The sequence below is a fragment of the Mycobacterium sp. 050272 genome, from assembly GCF_039023525.1.
GTDB lineage: Bacteria > Actinomycetota > Actinomycetes > Mycobacteriales > Mycobacteriaceae > Mycobacterium.
In genome coordinates, this window is sequence record NZ_JBCHKV010000005.1 from 1 (window position 1) to 17,291 (window position 17,291).

Genomic DNA, 17,291 nt, shown 5'->3' on the forward strand with positions numbered 1-17,291 from the left:
CTCCACGACGAACCGGGGCCTGCTACCCGGCGCTCCGGTACCTACCGGGACGGGACTTCCACCCGCTAGTCCAGTCCAACTTTCAGGACGCAACAAGCGCCAGATCGTACTCACCGCACCCGGTGAGGTCTTCCTCCAACATGCCCGCGAGGTCATCCATACCGCGCAGCGGGCGCAGGCGTCGGTGGCCGACTATCGCGACCAGCTGACCGGCAGCGTCACGCTCGGCACGCTGATGTCGTGGGGCGGGCTGAACCTGGCGGCCGTGCTAGAAGAGTTCCGCCGCCTGCACCCGTTGGTCTCGATTCAGTTGCGGCAGAGCCTGACCGGGTCGGCCGGTCATCTGGACGCGATTGCCGACGGCAAGATGGATCTCGCCCTGGTCTCCCTCTCCTCCTCGCCGTCGCGGCTAGTCGCGTTGCGGGAACTGACCCACGAGCCGATGGTCTTCGTCTGCGAATCCAGCCATCCGCTGGCGCGTCGCCGACAAGTGAAGCTAGGCGACCTCGATGGGCTTGACTTCATCAACTTCCCGCGCGGGTGGGGAATCCGCCAGCGCCTCGATGCGGGTTTCGCCGCGGCCGGCGTGCGGCCGACGAGTGCGTATGAGGTTGCCGATTACGCGATCGCCGCCGAACTCGTCAGGCATCGACTGGCCGCGACCGTGCTGCCGATCAGTGCGGCCGAACGGTTCCCCGACCTACGGGTCATTCCGCTGAGCCCGCCGCTGACCTGGACCTTGTATCTGGCCTGCGCGCAGTCCCAAACCGGCGGCGCGGTACGGGCACTCGTCGACACCATCACCCGCTACGTCGACTGATGAAATTCATTGTGCTGCAGGGTATCTGCGGCGCACTCCGTCGTCGAAGTCGGGCCCGAGTTGGCTCACGTTATTGCGCACGTCGGCGCGGATCGCGGTGAGGGCGTTGCCGAGGTCGCCGGGCTGGCGCGCCGGTGGTGCGGCCCTGGTTGTCAGCGCTGAATTTCACGATGCAGTTGCTGCGCATATCGCGAACGAATTTCTTGATGCCGCAACCCGTTTGAGCTTTGACGCAGTCCTCACCGTTCACCGGTCTGGTTGGTTGTCGGTGGTGGTTGGGGTTGGAAGGGGTCATACCACCACCAGTCGGCGCGCTCACCGATGGGCCCGGGGCACGGTGGGACATCGGGCCGGGGACGAGTGGGTGGACGCGCGAGCGATCCTGCGCTCAGTGGTCGGCCGTCCTCGTCGGTGACGATGAGAGCGTCAGCAAGCCCGGTGATGGTGATCACGCCCCGATGATGCAACCGGTGGTGATACGGGCAGAGCAGCACCAGGTTGGCCAACTCGGTGGGGCCGCCGTCTTCCCAGTGCACGATGTGATGTGCGTGCAGACCGCGGGTGGCCCCACAGCCGGGGATCGCGCAGCTGCGGTGGCGGTGCTCGAGGGCGCGACGGAGCCGCCGGCTGATCACCCGGGTGGATCGGCCGGCGCCGATGAGTTCGCCGTCGCGTTCGAACCAGACTTCGCAAGTGGCATCACAGGTCAGGTAGCGGCGTTCGGCATCGGTGAGTAACGGACCCAGATGCAGCGCCGCAGCACGCTGCTCAATATCGAGGTGCACGACCACGGTGGTGTGCTGCCCATGCGGTCGGCGGGCCACCTCACTATCCCACCCCGTCTCGACCAGGCGCATCAACGCGTCGATGGCGGTCGGCAGCGGGGGCCTGTCCTCGGCGGCGCTTTCGGCGTGATCGCGTTTCCACTCGGCGAAAAGCGCGTCGCGATGAGACGCCAGTGCCGCATCGAACTTGGCCGCGTCCAGGTGCGGAAGTTTGATCCGCCAACACGTGAACTCCTCATCAGAGCTCTGGCTGATCGAGGCCTGCGGGTCCGGCCGCGCCGCATCCGGGTCGGGTCGTGGTTCCAGCTTGACCGCGGTACGCAACTGGCTGACCGTCGCCACCGCCGCCAGCTCCGCATAATGCTCATCGGATCCCTGACCCGCCCGCGCCGCGATCACCCCGACCTGATCCAGCGACAACCGACCCTGGGCCATGCCCGCCGCACACCGCGGAAACTCCTCGAGCCGACGCGCCACCGTGGTGATCGTGTGGGCATTGGCCGAGGACAAGGCCAGCTTCCAGCCCAGCAACGCCGCGACCGAGCGCGCACCCGTCATTCCGCACAACTCGTCCCGATCGATCTCAGCGGCGATCTCCACAATGCGCCCATCAATCGCATTGCGCTGGCCGGCCAACTCCGCCAACTCCTCAAACAACACCTCAAGGCGCTGCTTAGGGCTCACCGCCACGGAAACCGATGTGGTCGAAGACATAACAACATCCTCGCAGCCGGGTACGACATATCCCGGCCGCTCAACTCCGCACCAGGCATGCCTCGCGTCCCTATCCACAGTCACGAGTTTGTCCACAGACTCTTGCCGACCATCGACCGTGGATGGCGGTGGCTCGTCGCAACCCCCGCCAACCCCAAATAGTCAGCGAAGTCAGGTCATACCACTCAGTCCGCCGCTGACATGGACGCTGTATCTGGCCTCCGCGCAGTCCCAAACCGGCGGCGCCGTCACAGCAATCGTCGAACGTTATTGTGCTGCAAGGGCTCTGCGGCGAACGCCGTCATCAAAGTCAGCGCCGAGCGCTGCGTAGGCGCCCGCGTACTTCTGAGTGAGTCGGGCACGGTCGGACTCGCTCAGGTTTGCCAGGCGGTCGGGATCGGTGTTGTCGGCGAGATCCGCGAGCTTCACTTCCCGCGCGGTCGGGTGCTCGCTGATGCGCTGGTAGTAGGTGGCCGACGGTTGGTCGCTGCGGCGGGTGAGCAGCTCGATCGCGTCGATCGCCGCTTGCGGGATGCCGCGATCGCTCAGTTCCGCCGCGTCGAAACCCGTGTCCTCAATAACGTCGTGCAGCAAGGCCGCGACCACGGCATCGGTATTGGCGGGATCCACATAAGAAGCCACTCGGCGAACGTGTCCGACGTAGGGCATGCCGGCCTTGTCGACCTGGCCCGCGTGCGCCTCGGCCGCGATCGCGTCTGCCACAGCTATGGGGTCCAACGCGGCCGTCCTTTCACTCGCCGGGGTGGAGGCCTTCCGACTTGAGGATGTCGATGACGTCGATCGCGGCGTCGTCGGGCTCTTCGTTGTTGGTGGCGATGGGGTCGAATCGGCCGCCCTTGTCGTACAAGAAGCGCTCGCGGTACGCCCAATAGGCAGCATCGGCAATCGCGGTGACCGCCTTCCAGTTCAAGGCCGCGCCGATACCGACTCCGATGATGGGCACCAACTGACCAAGTTTCTTGCTCGCCAAGGACTCGACGAAGTTGACGGCGAACTTCTGAACCACCTTGGCGAACGCTTGTTGGTCGAGTTCGTGCCAGGTGTCGTCTCGGGCGAGGCTTTCGGTCAATATCGCAAGCTGTTGGTAGGCAGCGGCTTTCGCTGACGTTGAGCCAGCCAGCCCCAAACCGATGACTTGCATCAGGAAGATCTCTTCGGCGGGGTCGCGCGGGTCGTAGCCGTAATAGAGCGCGTGCTGAGCCACCACTCCAGTGCACGCGGTCAACAGCGCTGCGGCATCGACGCCCATCGCCGTAGCGACCGCCCCCAATCCGGGAACGGCCGCGGCCCCGGCCGTTGCCGCCGCCCCCGCGGCTGTCACCGCCTCGCCGCCGCTGATGACGAGGCCGGCTGCCGCACCTTCTGCGGCTGCCGATAGCGAGTAGGCGTGATGCAGCAGAGTGAACGACGCCACGTCGTCGATGGTCTTCAGGTCGAGTTTCTTGATGTCATCGAGGTTTTGTACCGCATGACCTTTTTTCGCATACGTGCCGATGACGAGCGACTCGGATGTCGTGAGTTGGCTCGTCCTGCTCATGACCTTGCCCGCACCCTCGGCCGTGGTGTCCACCACCGCGACGACGGGTTCGGTCACCGTCTTGACGCCCGGAGCGTTCAGCAGTTTGTTGACCAGGCCCGGCCCAATGCCTCTTACATCGAAGGGAAGCAGCCGGCGTGACTTGCGCCCGAGGACGCGCTCCTTGTGCGTGGCGACCTTCTCGAGCTGTTCGTGCTCGTAGTCAGATAGCGCCACCTGCTGCTCCCCACGTGATGTTCTGAGCAACATCACAGCACAGGCGGGAGAAGTCAGCAGGCTGGCTCGGGCCTGCAAGCCGCCGCCGGTGGCCGCGCAGCTCAAATCTGCTCGCTGAGCGCGGGAAATCCGCCATACGCCTCGATGCAGGTTTCGACGCGACCTGCGGCGCCCAACTAGCGCCTACGCCGCCGACCTCGATCGACATCAGCGTTGTCTGGCCGCCAGTCGTCGCTGTCCGCTCGCCATCGACCATTCCTACGGCCGCGGTGGCAGTGCCGCCAGCCAACCGTCCGTAACCAGCTCGATGATCTGCCCGTCCGGGTCGCGGATGATGCCCATCATGTCCGACACCGCCTCTTCGACCACCGATCCCCCGAGCTCTGGAACCATCGCCAACACAGCAGCAAGATCAGAGACTGATAGCGAAATGTGGGTCAGCCCAACCTCATCCATGACACGCGTCGGCCCGGCATGCACTTCGCGTCTCGAATAGTCGATGAGTTCGAGCACAAAGCCGTCTTTCACCAGATACGTCGCCTTCACCCCGAGCGGCTCGGGAAGCTGCACCACCTGCGCTGTCATGTTGTCGGGCGGTTCGAGCTCCCACCAGTACTGGAAACCGAGCACTTCCTCGTAGAACCGGCGCGACCGCTCGGTATCCCGAACACACAGACCGACGTGGTTGAAAACCGTTCGATGCTCCGTCATCTCTCCTACTTCAGTTGCCTGGGCCAAAAGCGTAATAATGCAAAGATAGCCAGAATGCAGTCAACGCCCACCCCGCCCGACGTCAGCCCCGACGCCGTGGTCGACTTCGACCATCACTCGGACGACTTCAACGCCAACCAAGAAGCGGTCAACGCCGAGCTGAGACAACGCTGCCCCGTCGCCTGGAACACCAACTACGACGGCTTTTGGTACGCGAGTAGCTACGCCGCGGTCAGCCAAATGGCCCGCGACGGCGACACCTTCGCCCACAAATACCAACCCAACGCCCCCGACGGCGTCGACTACCAAGGCGAGATGGGCATCCCCCGCCCCGACAACCAACCGGCCCTGGGCATCGGCGAAATAGACGGGCCCTACCACCTCGCGCTGCGACACGCGCTCGCCCCGTTCCTCTCCCCGGGCGCCGTCGACAGACTCCGACCCTTCATGGAAGACACCGCACACCACTTCCTGGATCAACGCATCGAACACGGCCAGCTGGACCTCGTCCTCGACTACGCCAGCCCCGTCCCGGCCATCCTCACCATGAAGCTGATGGGCCTGCCCCACGACAACTGGGCGCTCTACGCGACCCTGTTCCACAACGTCATGGCCGTCCCGCAGGACAGCGCCGAGTACGCCGACGCCATCGCCAAAGTCCCCGCCATGATGCAAGAGGTCCTCGAGTACGCGGCCGCCCGGCGAGCCAAACCGACCGACGACCTGACCAGCTTCCTCATCCAATTCGAGTTCGACGGGCAACGCCTCACCGACGAACAGCTACTCAACATCCTCTGGAACCTGATCGCCGGTGGTGTCGACACCACCACCTCCCAAACCGCGCTCACGCTAAGGTATCTCGGCACCCACCCGGACCTACGGCAGCAGCTCATCGAAAACCCCCAGCTTTACCGCACCGCCACCGACGAATTCCTGCGCTACTTCTCGGTCAACCGCACGCTAAGCCGCACAGTTTCCAAAGACGTTGAGCTGCAAGGCCAATGCCTGCGCAAGAACGACCGCGTCATCATCAGCTGGCTGTCCGCCAATCACGACGAGCAAGAATTCGCAAAGCCCGACGAAGTCGTCCTCGACCGCTCCCCCAACCGACACGTCGCGTTCGGCCTCGGCCCGCACCGCTGCATAGGCTCGCATCTGGCCCGCGTCATGTCCGAGGTCATGGTCAAAGCGGTGCTCGACCGCATGCCCGACTACGAGGTCGACGAAGACGGCGTCCAGCAATACCTGGGCAACCCCGCCATGACCGGGCTGGGCACTCTGCCGGTCACCTTCACCCCGGGACAAAGCCGGCAAACCCCGCGGCCGTGGTGAAATGACCAAAACCGTTGCTTCACAACGGGATCAGTACCGCTTCCATGGGCCCAGGCCCCAGCGCATGACGTCCCGCCGGTAGCCGCACCGCCTCGCCGGGACGCAAAGCCTGCCCATCATGCTCGGCCGTACCCGCCACGACGACCAGCACTCCGCCGCCGGCCAGCGTGACCTCCAGCGGCCGGCCGCCGGCCGGGATGGTCAGCCGATAGGCCGGCCACGGGTGGCCCGGGTTCTCCACCCGAATCCCGGGTGCACTGGGCAGGGTGCCCGACGCCGGCCGGTCGCGGTGCAGCTCGACGCCGAGCATGCGGATCGGCGCGGCGTTGGCGGGGGCGCCGACGACGCGGTGGATCAGGGGGTGCGTGCGGTGCGGCTGCGCGATGAGCGTGCCGGTGGGCATCGAAATCCAACCGCCGCCAAACTTGCGGGCGAGCAGCCACCCCAGCTGCCGCAGCAGCGGCGTGGACCGCCCCGGGCGGGTACCCGGGTCCTGATGTCCCGGCTCCTCGGAGCGGAACCTACCACCCGCGGTGACGACGTAGAGGGTGTCGAAGGTGTGGCGGTGAAACATGGTGGCGGCCCCGGGCGCGATAGTTGCCTCGTAGATCCGCACATCCGCGTCGCCGAACTGCTCGACGTGATTCGGCTCGATGGTGACATCTACCCAATCGACTCCGAAATCGCTGCCTTTGTCCACGATAGTCATTGTCTGTCAACTCTTTCCGAACCCAACGACCCGATCTGGGTAAGCCAGGCGACGGTGTCGGCAAGTTGTTGTTTCAGCGGCGTGTGGTTCAGCCCGAGTTCCTCGCGGGCCACCTGGTCGTCTACTCGCAAATCCCCCACCGCACGCCGATACTTGGCGACAGTCAATTCCGGCTCGCGACCGGTGAGCGCGGAGCTGACCGTCGATGCCGCGCACAGCAAGGCGACGACCAGTCGCGGAGTCACCCGCGTGGTCGGCGGTTTGCCCAGCAGCTCCTCGATGGTGTTGACGACCTCTTTGAAGGACGCGCGGACCCCGCCGAGGACGATGCGCTGCGCGGTGCCGCCGGCGGTCACCGCGGCCAGCTGTGCTTCCACCACATCGCGGACCCAGGCCCACGTCGCCGACCCGGGTGGTACCAGCCGCAGGTTGCCGCTGGCAATCGGAAGGATCAGTTGCCGCGACCAGTTGGTCGCGTCGTAGGCGCCAAGGATGTTGACGGGGTTGAGGATCAGAGCATCGAGGCCGCGGCGTGCGCACGCGTCCAGAATCAGTTCTTCGGCAGCTCGTTTGCTCTTGCCGTAGTTGTCCCCGCGCCGCAACACATTCGACGGGGTGCGCTCGTCGATCACCACACCGGGCTGATACCCGAACGAGGAGATCGACGACGTGTAGATCAGCCGCCGCGCGCCGCGAGCGCGCACAGCGTCGACGACCGCCGCGGTGCCTGCGACGTTGTCATGAAACTGGGCCCTCCTATTCCGGGACCACGTCGTGGTGTTGGCGGCCAGATGGAAGACCGCGTCGGTGCCGGGCGACAGTGAGTCGGTGACGGTGGACGCATCGGTGACGTCACCGAATCGCACGTCGACCTCGGGTGGCAGCACCTCGACCCGGTCGGTTGGCCGGCACAACGCCGTGACGTGCCAGCCGTCCGCGACCAGGCGTTCGGTCAGATGACGGCCGACGAAACCGGCCGCTCCGGTGACGTAGGCGGTGCGGGGCATGACGTCCTTGCTGGTATGGCTGGTGGCCGCGGGTTCACCAGGCATCCGACCATCTTCCAAGCCGCCGCAACAGGGGCGGAAGTCCCGCGGGTGCGGGTCGTTCGATCCCACCCCGCGCGGCCTGCTTGACCAGCGGTCAGCCGAGGTCCACTGTCGATACATGAACGAGCCCGTCACGACGCTGGCCGACCTGAAGAACGACTTGGCGGGCCGGCATAAATGGACGCCGAGCAGCGGCACACAAGTCGACCCGGCGATCGTCGACGCCGACATGGCGGCCCTCGATCGCGACGGTTATGTCATCTGGGAGAACCTGCTCAGCGCCGACGAGTGCGAGCAGATCCGCGACACCGTCACCCCCTGGCTCGGCCATACCGGACGCAACGCCTTCGAAGGCCGAAAAACCCAGCGCATCTACAGCGTGCTGAGCAGGACCCGCCAGTGCGACCGAATTGTCGAACATCCGCGCGTGCTGGCGGTGCTCGATCGGCTGTTGATGCCCAACTACCTGCTTTCGGCGTTGCAGGCCATCAACATTCAGCCCGGCGAGGCCGCGCAACTGCCCCACCACGACGACGGGTTCTACCCGATTCCCCGACCGCGAGACCCATTGGCCGCCGCGACAATCTGGGCCATCGACGACTTCACCGCCGACAACGGCGCCACCGTCGTCTTCCCCGGCAGCCACCGCTGGCCCAACCGCCCACCCGGCCCCGACGACAAGTCGATACCCGTCGTCATGCCCGCCGGCTCCTGCGTCTTTTTCGTGGGAACGCTCTGGCACGGTGGCGGCGCCAACACCACCGACCAGTCACGGCTGGCCGTCACCGCCCAGTACTGCCAGCCATGGCTGCGGACGATGGAGGCCTTCGCACTGTCGGTGCCGCAGGACGTCGCGCGACGGCTCTCCGCCGACATCCAGCGCATGATCGGCTACAGCATCCACCCGCCGTTCGTCGGCGCCGTCGACGGCCTGCACCCGTTGCGACTGTTGGAGCAGCCGTAAGACCTCAGTACGCCAGTGTCGGAGTGCGGCGGATCCACTCAGGTGTGTCCAATTGGTCGAGGACGAAGGCGGCGAGGTCGGCGCGCGACAGCGTCCATCCTCCCCGCGGATTGTGTCCGTCTTCGATGCGGTAGTCGCCGCGCGCGCGGGCGTCGGTCAAGCGTGCTGCGCGGACCAGGGTCCACTGCCGGTCGCTCTCTCGCACGATGGCCTCCATCGCTTGCATGTCGGCGTACACCTCACGCAGGAACAACGGACGAATCACCGCCCGGTAGATCAGAGGAAGCGCCGGGTCGCGAAAATTGACCCCGCGCGAGGAGACACAGATAAATCGGGAAATCCGTTGGTGCCGTAGAGAATTGACGATGTTGTGCGTGCCCGCCGAAAATAACTGATGGGGATGACGCCCCGCACTGGCGATGGCCGAGATGACGGCCTCTGACTCGTGGACGGCGGCGTCCACCGACGCCGGGTCGCGTACGTCAGCGGTGGCGGTGCGCAGTCGCCCGCTAGCCGACCACTTCGCTGCGATGCCGCCGAGCGCCGCTGGATGCCGGGCGATAGCGATGACGCGGTACCCACGCGTCAGTGCTTGATCGACGATGTGCGCCCCGGTTCGACCGGTGGCGCCGAATACCGCCACGGTGCTCACCGTCGTACCTCGATTCGCTCCAGGGTTCGATCCACCCGATAAATAGCGAGCTCCGACGTCGAATAGTGGTTGGCAACATCGATGTGTTCGCGGAACCGGTCGTCGTGGAACGCCGCGGTGAAGTGATCGATCGAGGCCCACTGCACCACTTCGGCGAGGAGTGCACTGTCTTCGGCCATCAGGAAGCTAGCCGAGACGAAGCCTGAAAGGTACTGAATGTGGTCACGCGTTTCGCTCTGGTTGTATTCATTGATCCAGTTCTGCTTGCCCGGCACGGGTTCGATAGTGATGATGCCGGTGACCAGTTGACTGCCCGGCTGCGGCATCTCGATTACCGCGCGGCCGAGACCGTCACCGCTCACGACGGCGCCGACTCGGTACAGGTCGCTGCTGACGACGGTGCTTTCCCGAGGCCCGGCGCCGGCGTGGCCCGCGATTGTCGGCCCGCCGGCGTCGGCTCCGTTGTCCCATTGCAGGTATTGCACGAGACGCTCGGTGCCGGGTGTCACCGCCGGCCCTGGCCCGGGCACCCTGGTCAACCAGGCCCCGCCGGCGAAATCAGTTCTGCCCGCAGCAAATTCCTCTGCAGCAGTACACAACGACGCCAACACCGAAGCGTGCTTCTCGGCCGCCACGTCGAACGTCGTCAGCGCAGCCAGGATCATCGGCGTGATGATCATCGGAGTGCACCGTGAGCCGCGTCGGCGACGACCCGCGACCGCTCCGGAGATTCAGGGATCATCGCTAGACTCCTTATATGTCAGGTTCCTTACATTTACGACGGTAGCATAGATGTAAGGTTCCTAACATGACGGAAGCAGAGCAGGGCCCGGGATACCTGATCAAACGAGTACAACAGTCCCTGCGACGCCATTGCGATACCGCGCTGAAGCCGACGGGACTGTCGATGGCTCAGTACTCGGTACTGCGAGCACTTGCCGCCCATCCCGAGGCGTCGGCGGCGGAACTGGCTCGGCTCTGCTTCGTCACGCGGCAGTCCCTGCAGGACGTGCTGAACACGCTGCGGGCCGACGGACACGTCGAGCCATCCAGCGCACCGGCGCGCGGTCGGGCCCGCTCACTGCAACTGACCGCACGGGGCGCCCAACTCCTCGCAGGCGGGGACTCGGCGGTACGCCAGGTCGAATCGGTGATGGTGCAGGGAATGTCAGCCCCAACGCGCAACCGGCTCGCCGAACTCTTGATGCGCTGCGCCGAGAACCTCGAAACCGCGGATGTCTACGCCGTCGAATAACGCGCCCGGGTGACCGTGCCCTCTGGCAATACCCCTCCCCGAGAGATGCTGGGCCCCAGCATAAGTCGTTACGTCCCCGCTTCGCATCTCGATAAGGCCAGTTGCGCACTCACAGCAATGGCGTTACGGTCGTATTTACTTAATCTAGGTTGATCAACCTATGATGACTGTTCGAGGTCGAAAGAGGCGACTTTTATGGCACATCCCAGCGCTGGCCTGCAGGGCAAGAGTGCACTCATTACCGGGTCAACCCGCGGCATTGGCGAGAAGATCGCGCAGCGCTTTGCCGAAGCCGGCGCACACGTGGTGATCACAGGTCGTACCGAATCGGCCGGCGTGGCAACCGAAGAACGGATTCGCGCATCCGGCGGTGACGCGACCTTTGTCGCCATGGATATCGGGATCGAAGACGACGTTGCCCGCGCGGTCGAGGGCGCGGTCCGGGCCTACGGACGCCTCGACATTTTGGTCAACAACGCCGCTCCGACCGATGTGGTCGCAGGCGGTGACAACGACGTCGCAACCTTGAGCACCGACAAGCTGAACGCCATCATCATCCCGGGACTTTTCGGGCAATTCTGGGCCTGCAAGTACGCTCTGCCACATCTGAGTCGGACGGGCGCGGGCGCGATCGTCAACGTCTCCGCGTCGAGTTCCTTGATCGGCGTGCCCAAGGCAGCCGGATATTCCGCGGTAAAAGGCGCGATGAACGCACTGAGCCGTCAGATCGCCGTCGATTTCGCCTCGGCGGGCGTGCGGTCCAACACCATCATCACCGGGCCAATTCTCACCGACAAAGCGCAGGCGCTGTTGGAGGCAAATCCGGAAGCCGCAGCGGCTTTCGCCTCGATGCTGCTGACGCGGCCCGGCCGGCCCGTCGACATCGCCGAGGCGGCCTTGTTTTTGGCCTCCGACGCCGCGGGTTTCATCACAGGCATCGAGTTGCCGGTCAACGGAGGACTGCTGGCTACCCGCAACATTCCAGCGGTGAGCCAGTTGCAGCGGAATTAGCAGACCTAGAAGTTGCAAAGGTGGTGGCGCGCATGCAATTCGCGTTCAAGACTCCCCCGCAGAACTCGACGTGGCCCGACATGCTCGGGTTGTGGCGGGCCGCGGACGAAATGGAGGTTTTCGAGTCGGGTTGGGTCTTCGACCATTTCTACCCGCTGTTCCCCAATCCCAACGGTCCGTGCCTCGAAGGGTGGACCACTCTGACGGCGTTGGCGCAGGCAACCACGCGACTGCGGTTGGGGGCGCTCGTCACCGGCATCCACTACCGCCACCCGGCGGTCCTTGCCAATATGGTCGCCGCACTGGACATCATCTCCGGCGGCCGACTAGAGCTGGGCATCGGCGCCGGCTGGAATCAGCAGGAATCCGACGCCTACGGCATCGAACTGGGGTCGGTCACCGAACGACTGGATCGATTTGAGGAAGCCTGTCAGGTGCTCATCGCACTACTGACCCAAGAGACCACCGACTTCAATGGCAGCTTCTATCGACTCAAAGGGGCCCGCAATGAGCCCAAGGGTCCGCAGCGTCCACACCCGCCGATCTGCATCGGCGGCGGCGGCGAGAAGCGAACCCTGAGGATCACGGCCAAGTATGCGCAGCATTGGAACTTCTCCAACGGCACACCGGATGTCTTTGCCCACAAACGTGATGTGCTGTTCGCCCACTGCGCCGACGTCGGCCGCGACCCTCAAGAAATCCGGATCTCAGCGCAACTCGCATGGGACGCGGAAACCGATCTCGCGCAGGTGATCGACGGATGCGCAGCCTTAGGCGATCGCGGCCTGGACTTGGCGATCATCTATCTGCCGACCCCGTATGAACCGGCCGAGCTCGAGAAGCTGGCCCATGCGATCCGAGACTCGGGGCTACTGACTCCCCGGTAGCAGCGAGGGAACTAGCTCAAGCGGTTTTGATCAAGACAGCTTGGGAAAGGCTCTGCTGCGGATATCCTGCGACATGTGACTGCGGACCATACCTACCGATCAGCCGCGCGCGCCGCGCACGATTTGCGGGTGGTGTTCAGCAGGCTGCGCCGCCAGCTTCTGGCGAGCGCGGACAATTCGGAACTGACTCCCCCACAGCTGGCCATACTCAGTCGACTCGGCAAAGAAGGGCCAATGTCAGCCGCCGACCTCGCGCACGCCGAAAAGGTGCGACCGCAAGCCATCACACCCATCCTGAGTGCGCTTGCGGCCAAGCGGCTCATCAAACGACGGCCGGACCCGACCGACCGCAGGCGAATAGTGGTGTCGCTCAGCGCCGCCGGAGAGAACGTGATCACCGGGCGGAACCGTATCGCTGATGAATGGTTGACCAACGCACTTTCTCGCCACTGCACCCAAGCTGAGCGACAAACCATCATCGATGCGATGGCCGTATTGGATCGGGTGACCACCGCCGCCGCGACCGATCCGCAGAACTAAGCAACGATTCGAACTCGTTCAGCTAGGGCGCAGCGCGATCCGTCAAGCTATATTGACAGCCTAGATTGATCAAGCTACTTTGATTACATGACGTCTTAGCCTTTCGGTGACCCGTATTCCTTGGCGCGAAATGATTATCGGGACGGTCACCTCCCGACCACACCGCGGTGGGCGGCCGCAGCTGGCGGCCGCTGACGCAGCGATCCTCAGACGGAGAGGGATGACGAAGACATGGATCTAGGAATACATTTCATCGACTTTCTGCCGGGCGATCCGCAGCAGTTGGCACCAACCCTGGTGGCGTCGGCCCAGCGCGCCGAACAGGCGGGGGCAGCCATGTTCACGCTGGCCGACCACATGTTCCAGATGGAAGGGATCGGCCAGGCAACTGATCCCTTCCTGGAGGGCTACACGTCGCTGGGATTCGTTGCCGCACAGACAGAAAAGATCTCCCTGGGCATGTTGGTGACCGGGGTGACGTACCGCCATCCCGGTGTCCTTGCCAAAACGCTCACCACATTGGATGTCCTGTCGCAGGGCCGTGCCGTGCTCGGCATCGGCGCGGCGTGGTATGAGCGTGAGCACGTCGCGCTCGGTATTCCCTATCCACCGCTGGCGCGACGGTTTGAGATGGTCGAGGAGTCAATCCAGATCTGCCGACAAATGTGGAGCGACAACGACGGGCCCTACCACGGTCGGCACTATCAGCTCGCCGAAACGATTTGCCAACCGCCGCCCATTAGGCGTCCACCGATCCTCATTGGCGGCTCCGGGGAAAAGAAGACGCTACGGCTGGTCGCCCAATACGCCGATATATGGAACAGCAGTGTCGCAACAGCAGAGGACTTTACGCACAAAATCGATGTGCTGCGGCAGCACTGCGACGTGATCGGACGGGACCCTGCCGAGATTCGCAAGACCCTGATGATGGGACCTCATCTCGACCCGTTCACTGATCCGACAGCATTCTGGCGCGCAGTGGAGGGATTTGCTCAGGCCGGCGTCGAGCTCATCAACATTGGTCCGCTGCCCGGCAATCCGGATCCAGTCGGCTACGTTGCCCGACTGGGCGACCAGATCGTCCCCCAACTGGCCGAGTACGGGTGATGATGTGGGTCAACACATTTACGCCATCGGTCGCGGGTAGCCCGTCGTGAGTGCTCGCGTCGTCGTTATCGGGATTGCCGGCGACGGACGCTCGGCAATCCTGGCCGACAAAACGCTGCAACCCGAAGCGATATCGTTCAGCGATGCGGCGGCCAGGGCCGCCCTTGAGTGGAAATCAGCTGACCAACCGCCGGGCGAGTCAGCCGTGCTCTTTTGTCAACTGTGGCCGCTCAGCGAGACCGCTGCGCCCGAACATTCACCGCCAGCCGCTGGCCACGGCGAAATCAGTTGGAGCATCACCTCGATCGGACCCCACACGTACATTCCCTTGCACGCGACGTCCAGCGTGGACCACTGCCTGGTACTCAGCGGCACCGTCGCGCTCGAATCCGAGACCGGAGAAGCATGGCTTCGAACCGGCCACGCCGTGACCATCGTGGCTGCCCCCCCACGCGTGGCGTGCGGGACAGAACGGCTGCACGATCGCCACCCTGAGCCGGCAGGTGGTCGAACAGCGCTAAGCACGGCGCTCACAGCAGCGTAGGAGGCGACAACTGGCCCGGCTGAGGCCAATTGCTGAACGCCTCGGCATAGCTGTGACTCATCACCTCAAGCACGGTGCCCCACGGATCGGTGGTGTATGCCAGCATCCAGGACCGGCCGGGCACGAAATGGTACGGCGCCGTCAGCAACGTGCCGCCCCGATCGACGATGCGGTCGACCATGCCCGCGACGTCCGGGTGGGTGATGCATAAGTGCCACAGGCCGCGATCGAGCCAACGCACCGGCTCCTGTGGCGACCGCGGTTCGCGCGTGGGCGGATCGACGAACTGGAAGAGTTCGATACCAACCGAATTCGCGCTCAGCAGATGTGCCTGCCAGGCTCGGCGAAACCGACTGCCGAACACGCCCGCGGCCTCTGGGTGTCCGTCAGAATGCAGCTCCCGCGGGCCCATGATGCAGCGGAAGCCGAAGACCGCGCCATACCAGTCGATCGCCGCATTGATGTCAGGGACGGTCACCCCCACGTGGTTGATGGCAAGGCCGGCCATGGGTTCGAGTGCCATCAGCGACTCCTTTCGAGTCCGTCCTCACCAGGGCAGGTCGCCAGCGTCCCAACGCTTTTGAACGTCGGGGTACAGCGAAGTGAGATCATGGGGCAGCGATGCCTTGACGTGGCGAGTCCTGTCATCGGTTAACACCTCCTCGGCACCGTGCTGAATCGCCGCCAGCGTCTGGGAAGCGACGTCGCCGGGTGAAAGCTTCGCTTCTGCAACGCTGTCCGCCATGTCGGTGTCGATCCACCCCGCGTGCACGCCGACGACGAGGGTTTTCTGCGCGCGCAGCTCGACGCGAATCGCGTTGGTCAGGGCCCACTCGGCGGATTTCGACGCCCCGTAAGAACCGTTGAACGGAGAGGCGAACCAACTGGCGATCGACAAGATGTTGACCAGCGCGCCGCCGCCTTGACGGGCAAGAATGGGAGCGAATGCGCGGCACATCGCCAGTGTTCCAAAGTAATTAGTCTCCATTTCACTGCGCGCCGCGCTCAGGTCGGGCGAGGCCAACAGGGGGCTTCGCAGCATCGCCCCGGCGTTGTTGATCAGGACTGTGACGTCTGGGCACTCCGACACCACGCGTCGGACGTCATCCGAGTTGGTGACGTCGAGGCGGATCGGGACTACCCGGTCATCGTCAACGTCGACCGCGTCCGGATTTCGGGCCGCCGCGTACACGCGAGCCGCGCCCCCGTCGAGCAGCTCTCGCACGAATGCCTTTCCGAGACCGCGGTTCGCCCCGGTCACCAATGCATGCTTGCCCGCGATGGCAACGCCGCCGGGTGACTTGATGGTTTCCTCGTTCATGACCTTTCTCCCTTCGGGTTACGAGTCGGTGGACGCACTTCTAGGAGCGCTCATCATCGGCAAGCCCGGCGCCGTGGGCTGCCATCGCGTAGAGCGCGACGTAGTCAGATTCGCCGTATCCGTGTCCGATGGCGGTCTGAAGCAGTTGGTGGGTGCTCGCGGCGACCGGCATCGGAACCTCCAGCGCCCGCGCCGCGGCCAGGGCGAGATCGAAGTCCTTGCGCAGGCCCGCGGTGGTAAAGGTGGGTTCGTAGTCGCGCGCACGAATCGCTTTGCCCTTGGCGGACAACAACTTCGATCCCAAAACCGAGCCGTCGATGAAATCGAGAAACACTGAGGGTGCCACGCCTCCCTTCTCCGTCAGCGTCGTCGCCTCGGCTAACGCTTCGGTCATGATGCCCACCAACAAGTTATGGGCCAGCTTGACCAGTAGCGCCTCCTCGCCCGTGCCGGCGTAGGTCACGCCGGCCGCGATCGCCTCCAGATAGGGCCGCACCGCATCGAAGACCTCCGCCGGGCCCGAAGCGACGATGGATCCGGATCCACCGGCAATCGCGTCGGGGTTGCCGCTGACGGGTGCCGACAGAAACTCGACGTTGTGGCGCGCGGCCTCAGTTCTGACCTCCGCGGCGGCCTCGGCGGACACCGTGGAACAGTTCACGAGGATGCGCGGCGCGGGCCGGCTGCTCAACAACCCATCCGGCCCGAGCGTGACGGCCAGAAGATCTGGCGAAGACATCACGGTGACGAACACGATGTCGCAGCGGCCCAACGCGGCCAGGTTGTCCGCGCGCGAGGCACCCAAGTCCACCAGCGGCGCGGCTTTCGAGGCGGTCCGATTCCAGACAGTCACCGCGACACCACCCGAGATCAGGCGGGCCGCCAGGGCACTCCCCATTCGGCCGGTGCCCAGCCAACCTATCCGAATGTCAGGATCCATGCTTGTCTCATCTCCTCGTCCGTTGCGACCGTGTCTGTCTGTTTTACAGTACAACATTGTGCAGAATAACGCACATCATGGGTGGCGGGCGATGCGCCGCGAGCGTAGATACAGCAGTGCTTTTCGTGCGGACTCCGGCTGCTTTTGTGTACTCTGACCGGGAACAGCTGTACAAC

At 64.5% G+C, this 17,291-nt stretch carries 19 protein-coding genes; 8 read left to right on the forward strand and 11 right to left on the reverse strand.

What is annotated here, in order from left to right:
- A partial coding sequence (locus tag AAHS21_RS12095) for a LysR substrate-binding domain-containing protein (RefSeq protein ID WP_342927918.1) occupies nt 1-820 on the forward strand: 820 nt, incomplete at its 5' end.
- A gap of 239 nt (nt 821-1,059) precedes the next feature.
- On the opposite strand, the gene AAHS21_RS12100 is transcribed toward AAHS21_RS12095, so the two are convergent.
- The 4 genes from AAHS21_RS12100 to AAHS21_RS12115 form a co-directional block, all read right to left on the reverse strand.
- A complete protein-coding gene (locus AAHS21_RS12100; protein ID WP_342927919.1) occupies nt 1,060-2,319 on the reverse strand; it encodes an HNH endonuclease signature motif containing protein in 1,260 nt (419 codons plus the stop codon).
- A gap of 267 nt (nt 2,320-2,586) precedes the next feature.
- Nucleotides 2,587-3,057 (reverse strand): HD domain-containing protein, encoded by a 471-nt coding sequence (locus tag AAHS21_RS12105; protein ID WP_342927920.1) that lies wholly within the window; start codon nt 3,055-3,057, stop codon nt 2,587-2,589.
- Between the two features lie 13 nt (nt 3,058-3,070).
- Nucleotides 3,071-4,093: an EcsC family protein gene (locus AAHS21_RS12110; RefSeq protein ID WP_342927921.1), complete on the reverse strand. Its 1,023-nt coding sequence runs from the start codon at nt 4,091-4,093 to the stop codon at nt 3,071-3,073.
- Nucleotides 4,094-4,351: 258 nt separating this feature from the next.
- Nucleotides 4,352-4,804, reverse strand: coding sequence for a VOC family protein (locus AAHS21_RS12115; protein ID WP_342927922.1), 453 nt, complete (start codon nt 4,802-4,804; stop codon nt 4,352-4,354).
- Between the two features lie 54 nt (nt 4,805-4,858).
- On the opposite strand from AAHS21_RS12115, the gene AAHS21_RS12120 reads away from it, so the two are divergent.
- Entirely contained in the window at nt 4,859-6,136 is a 1,278-nt protein-coding gene (locus AAHS21_RS12120) for a cytochrome P450 (protein ID WP_342927923.1), read from the forward strand.
- Between the two features lie 19 nt (nt 6,137-6,155).
- Here the strand turns inward: AAHS21_RS12120 and AAHS21_RS12125 are convergent, their stop codons facing one another.
- Both AAHS21_RS12125 and AAHS21_RS12130 read right to left on the reverse strand, forming a co-directional pair.
- On the reverse strand, nt 6,156-6,845 hold the full coding sequence (locus AAHS21_RS12125) for a hypothetical protein (RefSeq protein ID WP_342927924.1): 690 nt from the start codon (nt 6,843-6,845) through the stop codon (nt 6,156-6,158).
- Nucleotides 6,842-7,897 carry an NAD-dependent epimerase/dehydratase family protein gene (locus AAHS21_RS12130; protein ID WP_342927925.1) on the reverse strand — a complete coding sequence of 352 codons (1,056 nt, stop codon included), beginning with the start codon at nt 7,895-7,897 and terminating at the stop codon, nt 6,842-6,844. Before AAHS21_RS12130 ends, AAHS21_RS12125 begins: the two co-directional genes overlap by 4 nt.
- A gap of 115 nt (nt 7,898-8,012) precedes the next feature.
- Between AAHS21_RS12130 and AAHS21_RS12135 the strand changes: the two genes are divergently transcribed.
- Nucleotides 8,013-8,858, forward strand: coding sequence for a phytanoyl-CoA dioxygenase family protein (locus AAHS21_RS12135; protein ID WP_342927926.1), 846 nt, complete (start codon nt 8,013-8,015; stop codon nt 8,856-8,858).
- Between the two features lie 4 nt (nt 8,859-8,862).
- Here AAHS21_RS12135 and AAHS21_RS12140 read toward each other — a convergent pair whose 3' ends face one another.
- A complete protein-coding gene (locus tag AAHS21_RS12140; RefSeq protein WP_342927927.1) occupies nt 8,863-9,510 on the reverse strand; it encodes an NAD(P)H-binding protein in 648 nt (215 codons plus the stop codon).
- Complete coding sequence (locus AAHS21_RS12145) at nt 9,507-10,190, reverse strand: hypothetical protein (RefSeq protein WP_342927928.1); 684 nt, start codon at nt 10,188-10,190, stop codon at nt 9,507-9,509. The genes AAHS21_RS12140 and AAHS21_RS12145 overlap by 4 nt, the downstream gene beginning before the upstream one ends.
- A 128-nt stretch (nt 10,191-10,318) precedes the next feature.
- Between AAHS21_RS12145 and AAHS21_RS12150 the strand changes: the two genes are divergently transcribed.
- The 5 genes from AAHS21_RS12150 to AAHS21_RS12170 all read left to right on the forward strand — a co-directional run bounded on the left by AAHS21_RS12150 (nt 10,319) and on the right by AAHS21_RS12170 (nt 14,310).
- The gene (locus AAHS21_RS12150; protein WP_342927929.1) at nt 10,319-10,765 is read left to right on the forward strand and encodes a MarR family transcriptional regulator; all 447 of its coding nucleotides are present in this window, start codon (nt 10,319-10,321) and stop codon (nt 10,763-10,765) included.
- A 195-nt stretch (nt 10,766-10,960) separates the two neighbouring features.
- Nucleotides 10,961-11,776 carry an SDR family NAD(P)-dependent oxidoreductase gene (locus AAHS21_RS12155; RefSeq protein ID WP_342927930.1) on the forward strand — a complete coding sequence of 272 codons (816 nt, stop codon included), beginning with the start codon at nt 10,961-10,963 and terminating at the stop codon, nt 11,774-11,776.
- A 32-nt stretch (nt 11,777-11,808) separates the two neighbouring features.
- The gene (locus AAHS21_RS12160; protein ID WP_342927931.1) at nt 11,809-12,663 is read left to right on the forward strand and encodes an LLM class F420-dependent oxidoreductase; all 855 of its coding nucleotides are present in this window, start codon (nt 11,809-11,811) and stop codon (nt 12,661-12,663) included.
- A 75-nt stretch (nt 12,664-12,738) separates the two neighbouring features.
- On the forward strand, nt 12,739-13,203 hold the full coding sequence (locus AAHS21_RS12165; protein ID WP_342927932.1) for a MarR family transcriptional regulator: 465 nt from the start codon (nt 12,739-12,741) through the stop codon (nt 13,201-13,203).
- Nucleotides 13,204-13,434: 231 nt separating this feature from the next.
- Nucleotides 13,435-14,310, forward strand: a complete 876-nt coding sequence (locus AAHS21_RS12170; protein ID WP_342927933.1) for an LLM class F420-dependent oxidoreductase — start codon at nt 13,435-13,437, stop codon at nt 14,308-14,310.
- A 530-nt stretch (nt 14,311-14,840) separates the two neighbouring features.
- Here the strand turns inward: AAHS21_RS12170 and AAHS21_RS12175 are convergent.
- The 3 genes from AAHS21_RS12175 to AAHS21_RS12185 are packed head-to-tail and all read right to left on the reverse strand — an operon-like array spanning nt 14,841 to nt 17,115.
- Entirely contained in the window at nt 14,841-15,377 is a 537-nt protein-coding gene (locus AAHS21_RS12175) for a VOC family protein (protein ID WP_342927934.1), read from the reverse strand.
- A 24-nt stretch (nt 15,378-15,401) separates the two neighbouring features.
- Nucleotides 15,402-16,175: an SDR family oxidoreductase gene (locus AAHS21_RS12180; protein ID WP_342927935.1), complete on the reverse strand. Its 774-nt coding sequence runs from the start codon at nt 16,173-16,175 to the stop codon at nt 15,402-15,404.
- Between the two features lie 40 nt (nt 16,176-16,215).
- Nucleotides 16,216-17,115: an NAD(P)-dependent oxidoreductase gene (locus AAHS21_RS12185; RefSeq protein WP_342927936.1), complete on the reverse strand. Its 900-nt coding sequence runs from the start codon at nt 17,113-17,115 to the stop codon at nt 16,216-16,218.
- Nucleotides 17,116-17,291 lie beyond the last annotated feature (176 nt).